This window comes from Andreprevotia chitinilytica DSM 18519 (genome assembly GCF_000711875.1).
Classification (GTDB): domain Bacteria; phylum Pseudomonadota; class Gammaproteobacteria; order Burkholderiales; family Chitinibacteraceae; genus Andreprevotia; species Andreprevotia chitinilytica.
This window is the reverse complement of record NZ_JONM01000002.1, coordinates 435,220-448,751: the sequence shown is the minus strand read 5'-3', so window position 1 is coordinate 448,751 and position 13,532 is coordinate 435,220. Positions and strand designations below refer to the sequence as shown.

Genomic DNA, 13,532 nt, shown 5'->3' with positions numbered 1-13,532 from the left:
TCTAACGAGAACCAGAATCGAAGCTGCATTTTTGTGGGAGAAACAACCATGAGCATGACCTGGAACAGCTTGCTGCTTGGCTCGGTGCTGATTGCCGCCATGGCGGGCGCATCGGCATCCGGTGGTGGCGCTGGCGGCATCAAGGTGCAAGGAAGCGACAACACCTCGCAAAGCGTTCAACGCAAGATCGATGCCAAGCAATGGGATGACGCGCTCGAGATCCTGGCCAAGGCGCGCGCCAAAGAACCGAACAATGCCGACTGGTGGAACTGGACTGGCTACGCCGAACGCCAACGCGGCCATCTGCCCGAAGCGTTCGACGCCTATCGCGAAGCCCTAAGGCTCAACCCCAGAAGCTTGGGCGCACACGAATATCTGGGCGAAGCCTATCTGCAGAACAACCAGCCCGACGAGGCGAACAAACAATTGGCCGAGCTGCAGCGCCTATGCGGCAGTTGCGAGCAATTCAACGAGTTGTCCGAAGCCATCCTGCTGTACAAGACCAAACATCCTTGATCGGACCTTGCGGTGATTGGATGTGCACATAAAAAAACGGCGGGATAACCCGCCGTTTTTTTTATGTCGACCGACGACCGAACAACCAGACCAAACGCAGCGTCAAACGCGATAACGCCGGATCGCATCCTGCAACTGCTGTGCAATCTGGCGCAGTTGCTCGGCTGAATTCGCCGTGCGCGATGCGTTGGCATTGCTCTCTTCACTCATTTGCGCCACGCGCTCGATCTGCTGGGCAATGCTGTTGCTGGCCCCGCTTTGCTCACGCATGGCCCCGGAAATCTCGCTGACCTGTTGCACCACGCTATCCGTGCCGCTGCGAATCTGTGCGATTGCGCTGCTGGCCTGTTGCGCCTGCGTCACCCCGTCGTTCACCAGATCGACCGCCTGTTGCATTGCGGCGACCGTCTCGTTCGCGCCGGACTGGATCGCGCCGATCGTGCCGGCGATTTCCTGCGTCGAAAGCGACGTCCGCTCTGCCAGCTTGCGCACTTCATCCGCCACCACCGCAAAACCACGGCCGGATTCGCCGGCGCGGGCCGCTTCAATGGCGGCATTCAATGCCAGCAGATTGGTCTGATCGGCAATCTCCTTGATCACACCCATCACGGTGTTGATGCTGACCGTGCGCTCTTTCAGGCTTTCGATCTGCGTGGCGGCTTGCTGCACCGTCTGCGCGATGCCGGTGATCTTGCCGATGGTGCCCTCGATCACCGTGCCACCGCTGACCGCTTGCTTGCCGGCATGGCGGGCCGATTCATCGGCTTCGCTGGAACGATCCGCCACGTGGGTCACGCTCACCGTCATTTCTTCTACGGCGGCGGCCATGCTGGCGGTCGATTCGCTTACCTTGCGCGATGCGGAAGACATATGCGATGACGCATCCGCCAAGTCATGCGCCGAGCGGCCAAGGCCATCGCCAACCTGATGCAATTGACGGAAGCTCTGCTGCATCGTATCGAGCAAGCGGTTGAACGCCGTCAACGTCTGGTTGACTTCATCCTCGCCACGGGCCGGCAGCCGGCGGGTGAAATCGTAATCGTTGGAGAGATTCACGACGAAATCGCGCAATTGGCCAAGCGGGCCAATGGCGCTCCTGACGATCAGGGTGCCGATCAGGAACAAACCAATCGCGGCGACCAGCGAGATCACAATGCCTACGGTCTGGCCGGTGTTGATCGCAGAAAATACCGTGTTACGCGCCGTCTCACCCAATTTGAGGTTGTATTCATCCATCTTGATGAGCGCCGCAATGGCCGCATCCGCTTGCGGAGCAACCTTGGCAGCAATCGCCGCTTGCGCATCGCCGTAATTGCCATCCTTGGAAAACTTGATGATCTCCGGCAGCAATGCGATGTATTTGCCGACTTCTTCGCGCGCCAGCTTCAAATCAGCCTGATCGGTCGCATCGGCAACATACTTGCTTTGATAAAGGTCGAATAACTGGTTGATTTCAGAGTGCAATTGATTCAAATGCGCTTCGGTTTTGTCCTTCTCGGCCATATCGCTTTGCAACATGTGCTGATACACCAGCACACGCGATTGCATGAACCGGACTTGCACCTTATCAACCGTTTGCACCGAGGGCACCGCACCGTCGAGCATATCGCTCGAATTCACCCGGATTTTCGCCAGCAACAACCCGGATACCAAGGCGATCAGCACGACGGCGCCTACACCCAGCCCACACAACAAATACAAACGCGTTGCTATCTTCACGACCTGCATTCCTCGTTATTGTTTGAATCAAAACCAATTCATGCCACTGTAACAGAGCAGGTGAGACCATCCCATTTCAACCGGGCGTGCCAGACAAATTTCCAACACTATGGTTGGGAAAGTGCCACTGCATATGGACTATGCATCTGAATACAACACATTGGCGCAATAAGCATCAGATATTGGATGGGACGATACGAATCAGCCCACAAAACAAAACGGCGAGGAATCCCGCCGTTTTGTTTACTTCTCGTCACCGGAAATCCATTTGCCAATCTCAAGGATTGGCAGACTCGGGGGCGCCCACCAGGGATACAAAACCATTGCGCGTCTGGTCGAAGTCGTACAATGCGCCTTGTTGAATATCGAAATACCAGCCAATCAATGCGAGACTGCCGGCATCGACCCGCTCGGCAATAAAGGGAAAGGTCATCAGATTGTCGAGGGAAACTATGATTGATGCCATTTCACAGGCACGGACCTGATGATCCAGCGATTTGTGCGCCAATTCGCGCAACACATGCTCGCGAGCCGGCTGGGCGATACGCACCCAATTGCCAACGAAATTGGCTTCCGTCTTGGGCTCGTAGCCACGCATCAACCCGCGGATACCGCCGCATCCGGAATGGCCCAGCACGATGATCTGCTGCACCTCCAGATCGCACACCGCGTATTCGATCGCCGCCGATACGCCGTGATGGGAGCCATCACGCTCGAACGGCGGCACGAGGTTCGCCACGTTACGCACCACGAACAGATCACCCGGATCGCAATCAGTCAGCAAGGCCGGATCGACACGCGAATCCGAACAGCCGATCACCAGCGTGGTGGGGTTCTGACCCGCTTTGAGCGAGTTGAACAGCGCGTTGTGTGCGCCAAAGTATTTATGCTGAAAGCGGCGAAAGCCGCCAATGAATTTCTCGACATCGTGCACTCTGTATTCCTCTTCCTTAGTGCAAACCGCCATGCAACCTATCCCGGCCGGGCTTATGAGCCCGTCATTGTACCCGGTTTACCGCCTCGTCCGCTGCTGGGAAAATCGAGCAGCCAGATTGACCAAAGATCTGCCGAATCGTACTGATTGAACTATTTTCAAGCCAAAACCATCAACAACCGAAAGCAACAACAAAAAATCCAGGGGAAGCAACCACATGAGCAAGGAACGTTTTTTACCACTGCTACGCGAGCTGGCACGTTGCTATCAGTCGTTTGAAACCGCATCTGGCCGGCATATCCGCGCACTGGGCCTGACGCCACCGCAATTTGACATCATCGCCACGCTGGGCAATACCCCCGGCATGAGCTGCGGCGAACTGGGAGAGAAAACGCTGATCACCAAAGGAACGTTGACCGGGGTGCTCGATCGGCTGGAGGCACGCAAACTGCTGGTGCGCGAAGTCAACAACGCTGATCGTCGCAGCATGATCGTCCGCCTCACGCCGGCTGGTGAAGCCTTGTTCGATGAGGTGTTCCCGGCGCATCTGGCCTATATGCGAGCGCATTTCGCACCGCTGGACGACGCCGCACTGCTCGCCATGCAGACCCAGTTGCAACACCTGCGCAAAGCGTTTGAAACCGTCCCCAACCTCTGATTCATTTTTTTTGAACCTTTTGAACGGATTATTTCGCTTTCTGCACACACAAGAGCCTTTTAATATCGCATCAATCATTCAGTTAGCCTGAACAGGCACACCTGAAAACCGGAGTTCTCATGCAACGCTACAGTTCTGCCCAGATCGCCCTGCATTGGCTGATTGCCCTGTTGATCTTCTCCGCCTTCGGTCTTGCCTGGTACTTCGGCAGCGTCGAAATCACCTCGCCGGCCACCTTCAAACTGAAAGGCTCGCTGATCGTGTGGCACAAGTGGGTCGGCATTACCGTACTGGCGCTGGTCCTCATTCGCCTCGTCCTGCGAGTGGTCCGCGGTGCACCGGCGGCGCTGCCGAACCAACCGGCATGGCAGGTGAAAGCCGCCGAAGCCACGCACTACCTGCTGTACGCGCTGATGGTTGCCCTGCCCGTCATCGGCTGGCTGCTGACCTCCGCCAAAGGCTACCCGGTGGTGCTGTTCAAACTGGTGCAACTGCCGGATCTGGTTGGCAAAGACGAGGCCCTGGGCAAGACGCTGCAAGACGTGCACGAGTTTGCCGCCTACACGTTGCTCGCCTTGGTGGCCCTGCATGCTGCGGCTGCGATCAAACACCATTTCATCGACCGCGATGACACGCTCAAACGGATGCTGCCATCGAGTTCCAGCCGCAAAAACGGGCTGTAAAAAGGAGAACCACAAGCATGAAACGCTTCAGCTTCAACTCATTGGCACTGGCGAGCCTGATCGCCGCCGCCAGCCTCTCGGCCAACGCAGCGACCCTGAACGCCGGCAAGAGCCAGCTGGGTTTCTCGTTCAAGCAGATGGGCGTCCCGACCGAAGGCCGCTTCAAGGCATTTACCGCCAACGTCGATTTCGACGCCGCCAAGCCCGATGCCACCAAGGCTGAATTCACGGTCGATCTGGCCAGTATCGATGTCGGCAGCAGCGATGGCAACAACGCGGTCAAGGGCAAGGACTTCTTCAATACCGCCAGCGGCCCGAAAGCCACGTTCACCGCCAAATCGGTGAAGGCGCTGGGCGGCGGCAAGTTTGAAGCCCGCGGCCCCTTGACGATGAAGGGGGTCACCCGCGACATCGTCTCGACATTCACCGCCAAGACCGCTGGCGCGGAAACCACGCTGGAAGGCACCTTCCCGCTGCAGCGCCTGCAATTCAAGATCGGTGAAGGCGCGTGGGATGACACCGACGCGATCGCTGATCTGGTTACCGTGAAATACAAGTTCGTTCTCAACGGCAAGTAATTGCCGACTACCCCTCGTCGACTGCAACACCATCTGCATCTGGAGAAAACTGACATGAAGAAACTGCTTGCTGCTGCGCTTGTCGCGGCTTTCGCTTCCGCCGCCTACGCCGCCCCGGTGACCTACGCGGTTGATCCGTCCCACACTTACTCGACATTCGCCGTCAATCACTTCGGTTTCTCGACCGTGACTGGCCGTTTCGACAAGACCAGCGGCACCGTGACGCTGGATCTGGAAAAGAAGACCGGCGCAGCCGACATCGCCATCGAAACCGCCAGCCTCGACAGCGGCTGGCCGGCACGCGACAAACACTTGAAGTCCGCCGACTTCCTCGATGTCGAGAAATTCCCGGCCATGACTTTCAAGTCGGACAAGTTCAAGTTCGACGGCGACAAGCTGGTGTCGGTCGATGGCAACCTAACCCTGCATGGCATCACCAAGCCGGTGACGCTGACCGTGACCAACTTCAAGTGCGTTGATTCGCACCCGATGATGAAGAAGCCGTGGTGCGGCGCTGATGCTACCGCCACCATCAAGCGTAGCGACTTCGGCGTTGCGGCTTTCGTACCGGCCGTTGGCGACGATCTGAAGCTGACGCTCGAAATCGAAGCCGGCAAGCAATAAGCCTGTTTCACCGCAGCGCTGCTGCAACAAAAAGCCCGCATCTCGATGCGGGCTTTTTGTTGCCATTCGTTTGGCCGGGTTCTGATTGGCGAGGTTCACGCCGGATACTTGGCAGCGATTTTCCGCACCGTGGTTGAGTTGCGCACCGTCAGCGGCATGCCGATGGTTTTCTCCAGCAACGGCCCGGAAAACATCGAATCGCTAAAACGATCTCGGCACAGCCAATAAATTTCGGTCCCCTCGAACTGAAACTCGTCCACCGGCGAACCGAACGCCGCCAGCTTCTGCTGTGCCTGTGCGCTCACCGGCGCAGCAGCGAAGCCGATATACAGCCCCGCCTGCTCCGGCAATTCACCGAAGGCGGACTGGCGGGCAACGATCGCGGCCAGCGCCGCCGCCGAGCGCACGAATGTCGCCACCTCGAAACCCAATGCCTGCTTCAACCCGGCTTCGATTTGCAGCGCCAGCCCGTCGTTCGGTTCGGCATCGAAGATCACGTTGCCGCTGGCGATGAACGTCTCCACATTCGCGAAGCCCATCGCTTCGAAAATCTGCCGCAAGCGTTCCATCTTGACCGTGCGCCCGCCCACGTTGATGGCGCGGAGAAATGCAATCTGTCGTGACATGACTACCCCTGAAAGTACTCAAGACATGCAACACCAAGTATCAGCGGGCGGAAGCCGCCATCCAATCCCCGATGCTGCGATCAGCAGCGAGCTTGTCCAGCCACCATTTGAGCGCCCGGCCGCTGCCGCTGGTGCGCCAGGCGGCATACATGTGCGGAGCGGGGCGGGTTTCCTGTACCACCTTCTGTACCAGTCGACCATCCGCCAGATACGGCGCAGCAGCTGCACGGGGCAAATAGCCGCAGCCAAGTCCGGCCAGTTGCGCGGACAGCTTGGCCTCCAGACTGGGCACGGTCAGCGTCGATTGGCCCGCCAGAATGCCCACAGTCCGCGGCAACAGCGCACGGGCCGAATCGGCGATGGCAATCGAGCGATGCTCCCGAATCAGCGTCGGAGACAAAGGTTCCGGCTGCGTGGCGAGCGGATGATGCGGCGCCATCGCAAAAACGAAAGCCGCTTCCCCCAGCAACAAGGTGGCGTAGCCGCCCCCCGCCGGCCCATCCATCGCCGCGCCGATCACCAGATCCGCCCGGTTCTCGGTCAGGGCATCCCACACGCCTGCCAGCGCCTCGCGTGAGAAGCGCAAGCGTGTACCGGAATCGAGCGCATCGAACTCGGCCACCATCGGCCACAGCAAATCGAACGGCAGCAGCACGTCCAGCACGATGCGCAACTCGGTTTCCCAACCGGTGGCGACGCGCTTCACGCGGCATTCAATGTCGTTCGCCGCACGCAGCAATACCCTGCCCTCCTCCAGCAAAGCTTCGCCGGCTTCGGTCAATTTGGCGCGATGGCCGCTGCGATCAAATAGCTGCACATCGAGGTCGTCCTCCAGTTTCTTGACGGTGTAGGTAACAGCCGACGGTACGCGATGCGTCTCCTCCGCCGCGGCGGCGAAGCTGCCTTTGCGGGCAATGGCATCGATGATCTGCAAGGCTTCCAGGCTCAAACGCAGCATGGCAACTCCCCCTATGGAACAAGCCAGGAACAAGCTAGAAACAATCAAAGAAACGATCAGGAAATATGAACGATTAGCGCGAATTTCTCCGCTATCCATGCCTTGAAGTCAAGCCTAGTATCGCTCTCATCCATCAACGAATTCGAAAGGAGCCACGTTATGCTAACCCTTCGCAAAGCCCAAGAACGCGGCCATGCCAACCACGGCTGGCTGGACTCCTGGCACAGCTTCTCGTTTGCCGGCTATTACGACCCGGCACACGTCCATTTCGGTGCGCTGCGCGTGATCAACGAAGATCGCGTCGCCCCCGGCATGGGCTTTGGCACGCATCCGCACCGCGACATGGAAATCATCAGCTACATCCTTGAAGGCGCGGTACAGCATCGGGACAACATGGGCAATGGCTCGGTGATCCGGCCGGGCAGTGTGCAACGGATGAGCGCCGGCACGGGCGTGCAGCACTCCGAATTCAACCCGTCGAACACGGAAGAGGCGCACTTCCTGCAAATCTGGCTGATGCCGAATGTAGAAGGCGTGCCGCCCTCGTATGAGGAAAAAGAGTTTTCCGACGCCGAAAAACGCGGCGCCTTGCGGCTGGTGGTCTCGCCCGATGGCGCGGCTGGATCGGTGAAAATCCATCAGGATGCGCGGCTGCATGCTGGCCTGTTCGATGGCGAAGAAGCACTCACCTGGCCGATCCCGGCCGGCCGCAAGGTCTATCTGCATGTGGCACGTGGCACCATCCAGGCCAATGGCCTCGCACTGACCACCGGCGATGCGCTGATGCTGGACAAAGAAAGCGCGCTGCAACTGGCACAGGGCCGTAACGCCGAAGTGCTGGTGTTTGATTTGGCATAAACGCAGCGCACAGGATGCCGGGCTGGTGCCTGGCATCCTGTCCCCGCTGTGCTCCTGCACGTAAAAAAGCCGCTTATCAGCCGAATTATTTTTTTACATTCAAGCACTTGACGTAACAGGTGATTTTCCGGGTAAATCACTCCTCGGTGACAGCTCGCTGACACCGGATAAAAACATATATATCTGGAGGAGTACCCAATGAAGATGCCGATGTTCCGTCGCGGACACGGGAAGCTGGCGCTCGCCGTCATTCCTGCCGCACTCGCCGCCCAATTCGCCCTCGCATCAAGCTACCCGACCTGGCAAGCCGACACCTACTACACCACTGGCACCATCGTTTATTACAACGGCCACGACTACAAAGCGCTGGTCAATCAGACTGACTACGCCAGCTCCGGCTGGAACCCGACGACGGCCAGCTTGTGGGCCGATCTGGGTGCCGATACCAGCGCCACCCCGGCACCGACCGCCGCACCGACTCCCAAGCCGACCGCTACGCCGACGCCGGTTCCCGTCACGGCGACCCCGACGCCCAAGCCAGTCACCCCGACACCTGTTGCTGCAACGCCTACCCCGGTGCCGGTCACCGCAACGCCGACGCCATCCGGCACCTGCTATGCCGCTTGGGATTCGACCAAGGCTAACTACAACCAGGGCGACAAGGTCACCCTGAATGGCGTCAACTACGTCGCCAACTGGTGGACCAGCGCCAACCCGGCCACCAACAGCGGCCCGTCCGGCTCCGGCAAGGACTGGACCGTGATCGGCACATGTGGCGGCACCACGGCAACGCCAGTGCCAACAGCAACCCCGACACCGAAGCCGACCGCAACACCCACACCGGCCCCGACTACCGTACCGACCGCAACCCCGGTGCCGACGGCCACACCAGTCCCGACCGCTACACCGACCCCGTCACCGTCGTCGGTCACCACCACCGGCACCATCAACTTCCACCTGCTGCTGGGCGCTGGCGCTGCGCAAGATAGCCTGACGCTGGATGGCGACAATTACACCGATCTGATCATGTCCAACATGGTGGCCGGCGTGATGTATGGCCATCTGATCCAGGAATACTATCCGGGCATGCAATTCAACAAGGATTATCTGTATGGATCGATCCTGGGCCAATTGCTGCAGGAAAACATTGCCACTGGCGACTATAAGTCCAGCACCAATCTGATCGACCCTTCCACGGATCAGCAAGCGGTCATGGGCGCCGGGCAAGGCGGCCCGTATCAAATCAACAATTACGCCGCGGATATGGTGTCCGGCAGCTATACGCCGGGCGGGCATTCGCTGATCAACTATATCGCGCTGCAAAAGAATATCGGCTACACCATGGCCGATGCCGGATCGCAATATACGAAGGTCACGCCGCCATCGTTCAACAATAAATACTACGGGCCGATGTTGACCGGGTATTTCCATTACAACGACTTTGTAGCGCTGATCGTGACCGGTAAAGGCACCGGCGGCTGGACCACACCGTGGCAACCGGCTTATGACAACGCCTTGGTCAACTTCAAGGGTCTGCCGAACAACTTCCTGGATGTGCTGCTGAACGTGGCATACAACCAGGGGTACTACGGCACGTTGATGTCGAGCTACAGCACGCTCGCCTCGACGGCAACAGCCTCGACAGTGGCAACGGTCAACGCCTATAGCTCGGTGTGGGGCAAGACCGATACCTATGCCCAATATCCGTACCAGGTGCACTACTACCTGGATCAGATCTACGGCAATCCGATCCCGACCACGAGCGCGACCACCTTTGTCACGCCGCCGAATCACGTGGCATTCAGCATGGTGACCTTGGCGAATGTGTTCCAGAACGTGTTCGGCACGCTGTCCTACGTCAATAGCAGCACGACTTCCGCGACGTATATTTCCGCAGCGCAATCCCAGGCGGCATTTAGTGCAGCCTTGGCGACGCATGGCGTATCGGCCACTGCCACGCTGGATTTGAGCAATGCGGCAAATCGTGCGCAAATCTTCGGTATTCTGGAGACGGCAATCGGCAATCTGGAAACGAATCTGGGCATGCAATTCAACGCAACAACCAATTCGCAGCTTTAATTCGCATTGATATCACACGTAACACGTTAAAAAGCGCTGACCTCGGTCAGCGCTTTTTTTCGCCTGCATGGTGTCATGATGACCTCAACGATGCGGGCCCAGTTCCTCCTGCCAATCCTGCGACACCCAATCGGACCAACGCGCCAGATCGGATTTGGCCGCTTGCTGATCGCTCAACGGATAGACCGGCCACTGCACCATCGGCAAAGGATGGGCGGACCATTGCGCAATCGGCGCTTCGCGCCAGACGGTGGATTTACGCATGGATGCCAGGGCGGACAGGGTGGCCAACATCGGGCCGAGCCGGGAAAGGATGCCGATCATGATTCACCTCGCTTGTAGTCGTGAAAGTACAGGCCATCGACACTCGTGATGCCGGGGTCCTGTTGTCACTGCAGCAAGAGGCATGCCATCAACCAGAAAGGCAAATAAATCAATAAAAACAATGCATTGAGTGAAAATCAGCGCCATACAGGCGCTGATGACTTGTCGCGATCTTGATCCGGCAGCGTGCATCCCCAGCAAATGATGCACTGCAACAGCGCAATCAAAGCGTCTTGACCACCCACTTCAAGCCTTCGTCCTCGGGATGGGTCTGGATGGTAAAACCAAGGTATTTCATGAACGCCAACATGGTCTTGTTGCTGGCCAGCACCTCGCCTTCAACCGTGGTGAGGTGCTTGTCGCGAGCGGCATTGAACAACGCCTCCATCAGCCGCGCCCCCAAGCCTTTGCCCTGCCACTGATCACTGATCACGATGGCGAATTCGCAGCTGGAGTAATCCGGATTCACCACGAAGCGCGCCACAGCCACGATGATCTCGCCGCCGCCCGACTCCACCGTCGCCACCAACGCGATTTCGCGGGCGTAATCGATCTGGGTGAAGCGTGCCAGCATCACCTGTGGCAGCGTCTTGAGCGTGTTCATGTAGCGGTTGTAGCGCGTCTCTTCCGACAAGCCATTCACGAACTTGACGATCAGTTCGGCGTCTTCCGGGCGGATCGGCCGCACGGTCATCGGCATGCCGTTCTTGAGCTGCGTGACCTGCACCAGATGCGAGGGATACGGGTGGATCGCCATGTGCTGATAACGGCGTTGCCCTTCTGGCGGTTGCGCCAGCAGCACGCGCGCATCGACGGCAACCACGCCGGTATCGCTGGCAATCAACGGGTTGATGTCGAGCTGCTGGATTTGCGGCAGCTCGCACACCATTTCGGATACGCGCAGCAACACGGCCTTGATCGCCTCCACATCAACGGCCGGCTGGTTGCGGAAATTACCCAGCATCTTCTTGACCCGCGTGCGGCGGATCAAGTGTTCGGCCAGCACCTCGTTCAGCGGCGGCAGGGCAACGGCGATGTCGTTGAACACTTCGACCGCGATGCCGCCCGCGCCGAAAGTGATCGCCGGGCCAAAGGCGCGGTCGGTCGCCACGCCCACCATCAATTCGCGGCCGAATTTGCGGTTGTGCATCGGTTGCACCGTCAGCCCGCGCATCTTGTCGCCGAAGCGGTCATGCGCACGCGCCAGCATCTTGCTGGCTTCAGAGGCAACCTGCACGATGCTGGTGAGATTGAGCGCCACGCCATCGACGTCGGTCTTGTGGGTGAGCCCTTCGACATCGAGCTTGAGCACCACCGGCAAGCCCATGCCCATGGCGATATTGACTGCGTCGTCGGCGCTGGCAGCACGCATGGTCAACGTGACGGGGATATGGAAGGCACGCAGCAGCGCCTTGGATTCGATTTCATCCAGCACCATGCGCCCGCTTGAAAGGGCGGTATCGATGACCATCCGCGCCGTGTCCAGGTCCGGCGCTTCCCATTCGCCCAGCGGCCCCGGCGTCTGCAGTAGCAACTGTTGGTTGTATTGCCATGCGGCAAGCGCATAAAACACTTCGACGCCATGCTCTGGCGCTGAGAAAACCGCGCAGGCGTCCTTGGAGAGCAGACGGCGCGACGCATCGACCTTCTTGCCGCCAATCCACGCCAGCAACACTGGCTTATCGCTGGTCTTGCGCAGCGCGATCATTGCCTCGGCCGTTGCCATGTGGTCGGTGCCGGCTTGCGGAGTGAAAACGACCAGGACGCCATCGATGTTCGGATCGGCGAGAGCAGCTTCGGTCGCGGCGCGGAAGCGCTCCGGCGGCGCATTGCCGAGAATATCGATCGGATTGCAGTGGCTGGATTGGGGCGGCAGAACAGCGTCGAGTTTCGCGACGGTTTCCGGGGCGAGCTTGGGCAACTCGATATGCAAGTCACGCGCTCGGTCCACCGCCATCAAACCCGCGCCGATGCCGTTGGTGATCACCGCAAGCCGGCGGCCCTTGGTGCGATAACTGCCATTGAGCACGCGTGCAGCGGTAAAGAGCTGATTGATCGAGTCGAGCCGCAGCACGCCAGCGCGGCGCAATGCGGAATCGAATACGTCGTCACGGCCGATCAGACGTTCCGAGTGGGTGCGGCCCAGCTTCACATCTTCATCGTAACGGCCAACCTTGAGCACCATCACCGGCTTGGAGCGCGCAGCCGCCCGCAGCGCAGACATCAGTGTGCGGGCGTCGTGCACGTCTTCGATGTAGAGCAGGATGCTGCGGGTTTTCGGGTCTTCGACGAGGTAATCGAGCGTTTCGCCGACGTCGACATCGGTCGCACTGCCCAGCGAGATGACGGAGGAAAAACCGACATCGTGCGATTCGGCCCAATCCAGAATCGCCGAGGTCACGGCGGAGGACTGAGAGAGCAGCGCCAGGCTGCCCGGCTTGATCTTGCCCTGGTAATTGCCGGCGGAGAACTTGCTCGCCGCACGCGCCATGCCAAAAACGCTCGGGCCGAGAATACGCACGCCATACTGGCGGGCGCGGGCGTGAATCTTGTCGAGCAAGCGTTTGGATGCGGCATCCGTGCCAACGAAATCGCACGACATGATGACCGCAGCACGGATGCCCGCCTTGCCGCACTCATCGATCAAACCCGGCAAGGTGCGAGCCGGCGTGGTGATGATGGCCAGATCAACCGGCGCCTTGATCTTGGCGACCGTCTTGAACGCCGGCACGCCTAGTACCGCGCTGCGCTTGAGGTTCACCGGATAGAGCTTGCTGGTGCCGCCGCCAAAGCCGGCCTCAACCAGATTGGCAAACACCGTCGTGCCCACTGTGCCCGGCGTTTCGGACGCGCCGATCACGGCCACGGTCTTCGGGTCGAACAAGGGGGTGAGATAGTGTTTTTTCATCGCCGGCGAATATCAGAATTTGCTGTTTATGATAACGGGCAAGTATCGCAATCATTTAACGATAATG

The 13,532-nt window shown here is 59.0% G+C and carries 13 protein-coding genes; 7 read left to right on the top strand and 6 right to left on the bottom strand.

The features are described 5' to 3' along the window. The first annotated feature begins 48 nt into the window (after nucleotides 1–48). Nucleotides 49–516: a tetratricopeptide repeat protein gene (locus BR41_RS22710; protein ID WP_051710159.1), complete on the top strand. Its 468-nt coding sequence runs from the start codon at nucleotides 49–51 to the stop codon at nucleotides 514–516. A gap of 102 nt (nucleotides 517–618) precedes the next feature. Here the strand turns inward: BR41_RS22710 and BR41_RS22705 are convergent, their stop codons facing one another. After that, nucleotides 619–2,235 (bottom strand): methyl-accepting chemotaxis protein, encoded by a 1,617-nt coding sequence (locus tag BR41_RS22705; RefSeq protein WP_169741250.1) that lies wholly within the window; start codon nucleotides 2,233–2,235, stop codon nucleotides 619–621. Nucleotides 2,236–2,512: 277 nt separating this feature from the next. Continuing rightward, on the bottom strand, nucleotides 2,513–3,202 hold the full coding sequence (locus BR41_RS04785; RefSeq protein WP_084186840.1) for a carbonic anhydrase: 690 nt from the start codon (nucleotides 3,200–3,202) through the stop codon (nucleotides 2,513–2,515). A gap of 184 nt (nucleotides 3,203–3,386) precedes the next feature. Between BR41_RS04785 and BR41_RS04780 the strand changes: the two genes are divergently transcribed. The 4 genes from BR41_RS04780 to BR41_RS04765 all read left to right on the top strand — a co-directional run bounded on the left by BR41_RS04780 (nucleotide 3,387) and on the right by BR41_RS04765 (nucleotide 5,712). Beyond that, a complete protein-coding gene (locus BR41_RS04780) occupies nucleotides 3,387–3,827 on the top strand; it encodes a MarR family winged helix-turn-helix transcriptional regulator (protein WP_035053367.1) in 441 nt (146 codons plus the stop codon). A 119-nt stretch (nucleotides 3,828–3,946) separates the two neighbouring features. After that, nucleotides 3,947–4,510: a cytochrome b gene (locus BR41_RS04775; RefSeq protein WP_035053365.1), complete on the top strand. Its 564-nt coding sequence runs from the start codon at nucleotides 3,947–3,949 to the stop codon at nucleotides 4,508–4,510. A gap of 17 nt (nucleotides 4,511–4,527) precedes the next feature. Continuing rightward, nucleotides 4,528–5,088, top strand: coding sequence for a YceI family protein (locus BR41_RS04770; protein WP_035053363.1), 561 nt, complete (start codon nucleotides 4,528–4,530; stop codon nucleotides 5,086–5,088). 54 nt (nucleotides 5,089–5,142) lie between these two features. Further along, nucleotides 5,143–5,712 (top strand): YceI family protein, encoded by a 570-nt coding sequence (locus tag BR41_RS04765; protein ID WP_035053361.1) that lies wholly within the window; start codon nucleotides 5,143–5,145, stop codon nucleotides 5,710–5,712. Nucleotides 5,713–5,807: 95 nt separating this feature from the next. Here BR41_RS04765 and BR41_RS04760 read toward each other — a convergent pair whose 3' ends face one another. Together BR41_RS04760 and BR41_RS04755 are read right to left on the bottom strand one after the other, a co-directional pair. Further along, nucleotides 5,808–6,338: a DUF1697 domain-containing protein gene (locus tag BR41_RS04760; protein ID WP_035053359.1), complete on the bottom strand. Its 531-nt coding sequence runs from the start codon at nucleotides 6,336–6,338 to the stop codon at nucleotides 5,808–5,810. 40 nt (nucleotides 6,339–6,378) lie between these two features. Further along, entirely contained in the window at nucleotides 6,379–7,296 is a 918-nt protein-coding gene (locus BR41_RS04755; RefSeq protein WP_211251662.1) for a LysR family transcriptional regulator, read from the bottom strand. Nucleotides 7,297–7,455: 159 nt separating this feature from the next. Between BR41_RS04755 and BR41_RS04750 the strand changes: the two genes are divergently transcribed. Then, a complete protein-coding gene (locus BR41_RS04750; RefSeq protein WP_035053357.1) occupies nucleotides 7,456–8,154 on the top strand; it encodes a pirin family protein in 699 nt (232 codons plus the stop codon). Nucleotides 8,155–8,352: 198 nt separating this feature from the next. Beyond that, complete coding sequence (locus tag BR41_RS23475) at nucleotides 8,353–10,233, top strand: carbohydrate-binding protein (protein WP_211251661.1); 1,881 nt, start codon at nucleotides 8,353–8,355, stop codon at nucleotides 10,231–10,233. A gap of 84 nt (nucleotides 10,234–10,317) precedes the next feature. Here the strand turns inward: BR41_RS23475 and BR41_RS04740 are convergent, their stop codons facing one another. Together BR41_RS04740 and BR41_RS04735 are read right to left on the bottom strand one after the other, a co-directional pair. Beyond that, nucleotides 10,318–10,557 carry a hypothetical protein gene (locus BR41_RS04740; RefSeq protein ID WP_035053354.1) on the bottom strand — a complete coding sequence of 80 codons (240 nt, stop codon included), beginning with the start codon at nucleotides 10,555–10,557 and terminating at the stop codon, nucleotides 10,318–10,320. Between the two features lie 223 nt (nucleotides 10,558–10,780). Further along, nucleotides 10,781–13,465 carry a bifunctional acetate--CoA ligase family protein/GNAT family N-acetyltransferase gene (locus BR41_RS04735; protein WP_035053352.1) on the bottom strand — a complete coding sequence of 895 codons (2,685 nt, stop codon included), beginning with the start codon at nucleotides 13,463–13,465 and terminating at the stop codon, nucleotides 10,781–10,783. Nucleotides 13,466–13,532 lie beyond the last annotated feature (67 nt).

Excerpts from the sequence above, each read along its gene's own strand:
- BR41_RS04780 (WP_035053367.1), top strand. The coding sequence starts at position 3,387 with ATGAGCAAGGAACGTTTTTTACCACTGCTACGCGAGCTGGCACGTTGC.
- BR41_RS23475 (WP_211251661.1), top strand. The coding sequence starts at position 8,353 with ATGAAGATGCCGATGTTCCGTCGCGGACACGGGAAGCTGGCGCTCGCC.
- BR41_RS04755 (WP_211251662.1), bottom strand. The coding sequence starts at position 7,296 with ATGCTGCGTTTGAGCCTGGAAGCCTTGCAGATCATCGATGCCATTGCC.
- BR41_RS04740 (WP_035053354.1), bottom strand. The coding sequence starts at position 10,557 with ATGATCGGCATCCTTTCCCGGCTCGGCCCGATGTTGGCCACCCTGTCC.
- BR41_RS04785 (WP_084186840.1), bottom strand. The coding sequence starts at position 3,202 with ATGGCGGTTTGCACTAAGGAAGAGGAATACAGAGTGCACGATGTCGAG.
- BR41_RS22710 (WP_051710159.1), top strand. The coding sequence starts at position 49 with ATGAGCATGACCTGGAACAGCTTGCTGCTTGGCTCGGTGCTGATTGCC.
- BR41_RS04775 (WP_035053365.1), top strand. The coding sequence starts at position 3,947 with ATGCAACGCTACAGTTCTGCCCAGATCGCCCTGCATTGGCTGATTGCC.
- BR41_RS04735 (WP_035053352.1), bottom strand. The coding sequence starts at position 13,465 with ATGAAAAAACACTATCTCACCCCCTTGTTCGACCCGAAGACCGTGGCC.
- BR41_RS04760 (WP_035053359.1), bottom strand. The coding sequence starts at position 6,338 with ATGTCACGACAGATTGCATTTCTCCGCGCCATCAACGTGGGCGGGCGC.
- BR41_RS04770 (WP_035053363.1), top strand. The coding sequence starts at position 4,528 with ATGAAACGCTTCAGCTTCAACTCATTGGCACTGGCGAGCCTGATCGCC.
- BR41_RS04750 (WP_035053357.1), top strand. The coding sequence starts at position 7,456 with ATGCTAACCCTTCGCAAAGCCCAAGAACGCGGCCATGCCAACCACGGC.
- BR41_RS04765 (WP_035053361.1), top strand. The coding sequence starts at position 5,143 with ATGAAGAAACTGCTTGCTGCTGCGCTTGTCGCGGCTTTCGCTTCCGCC.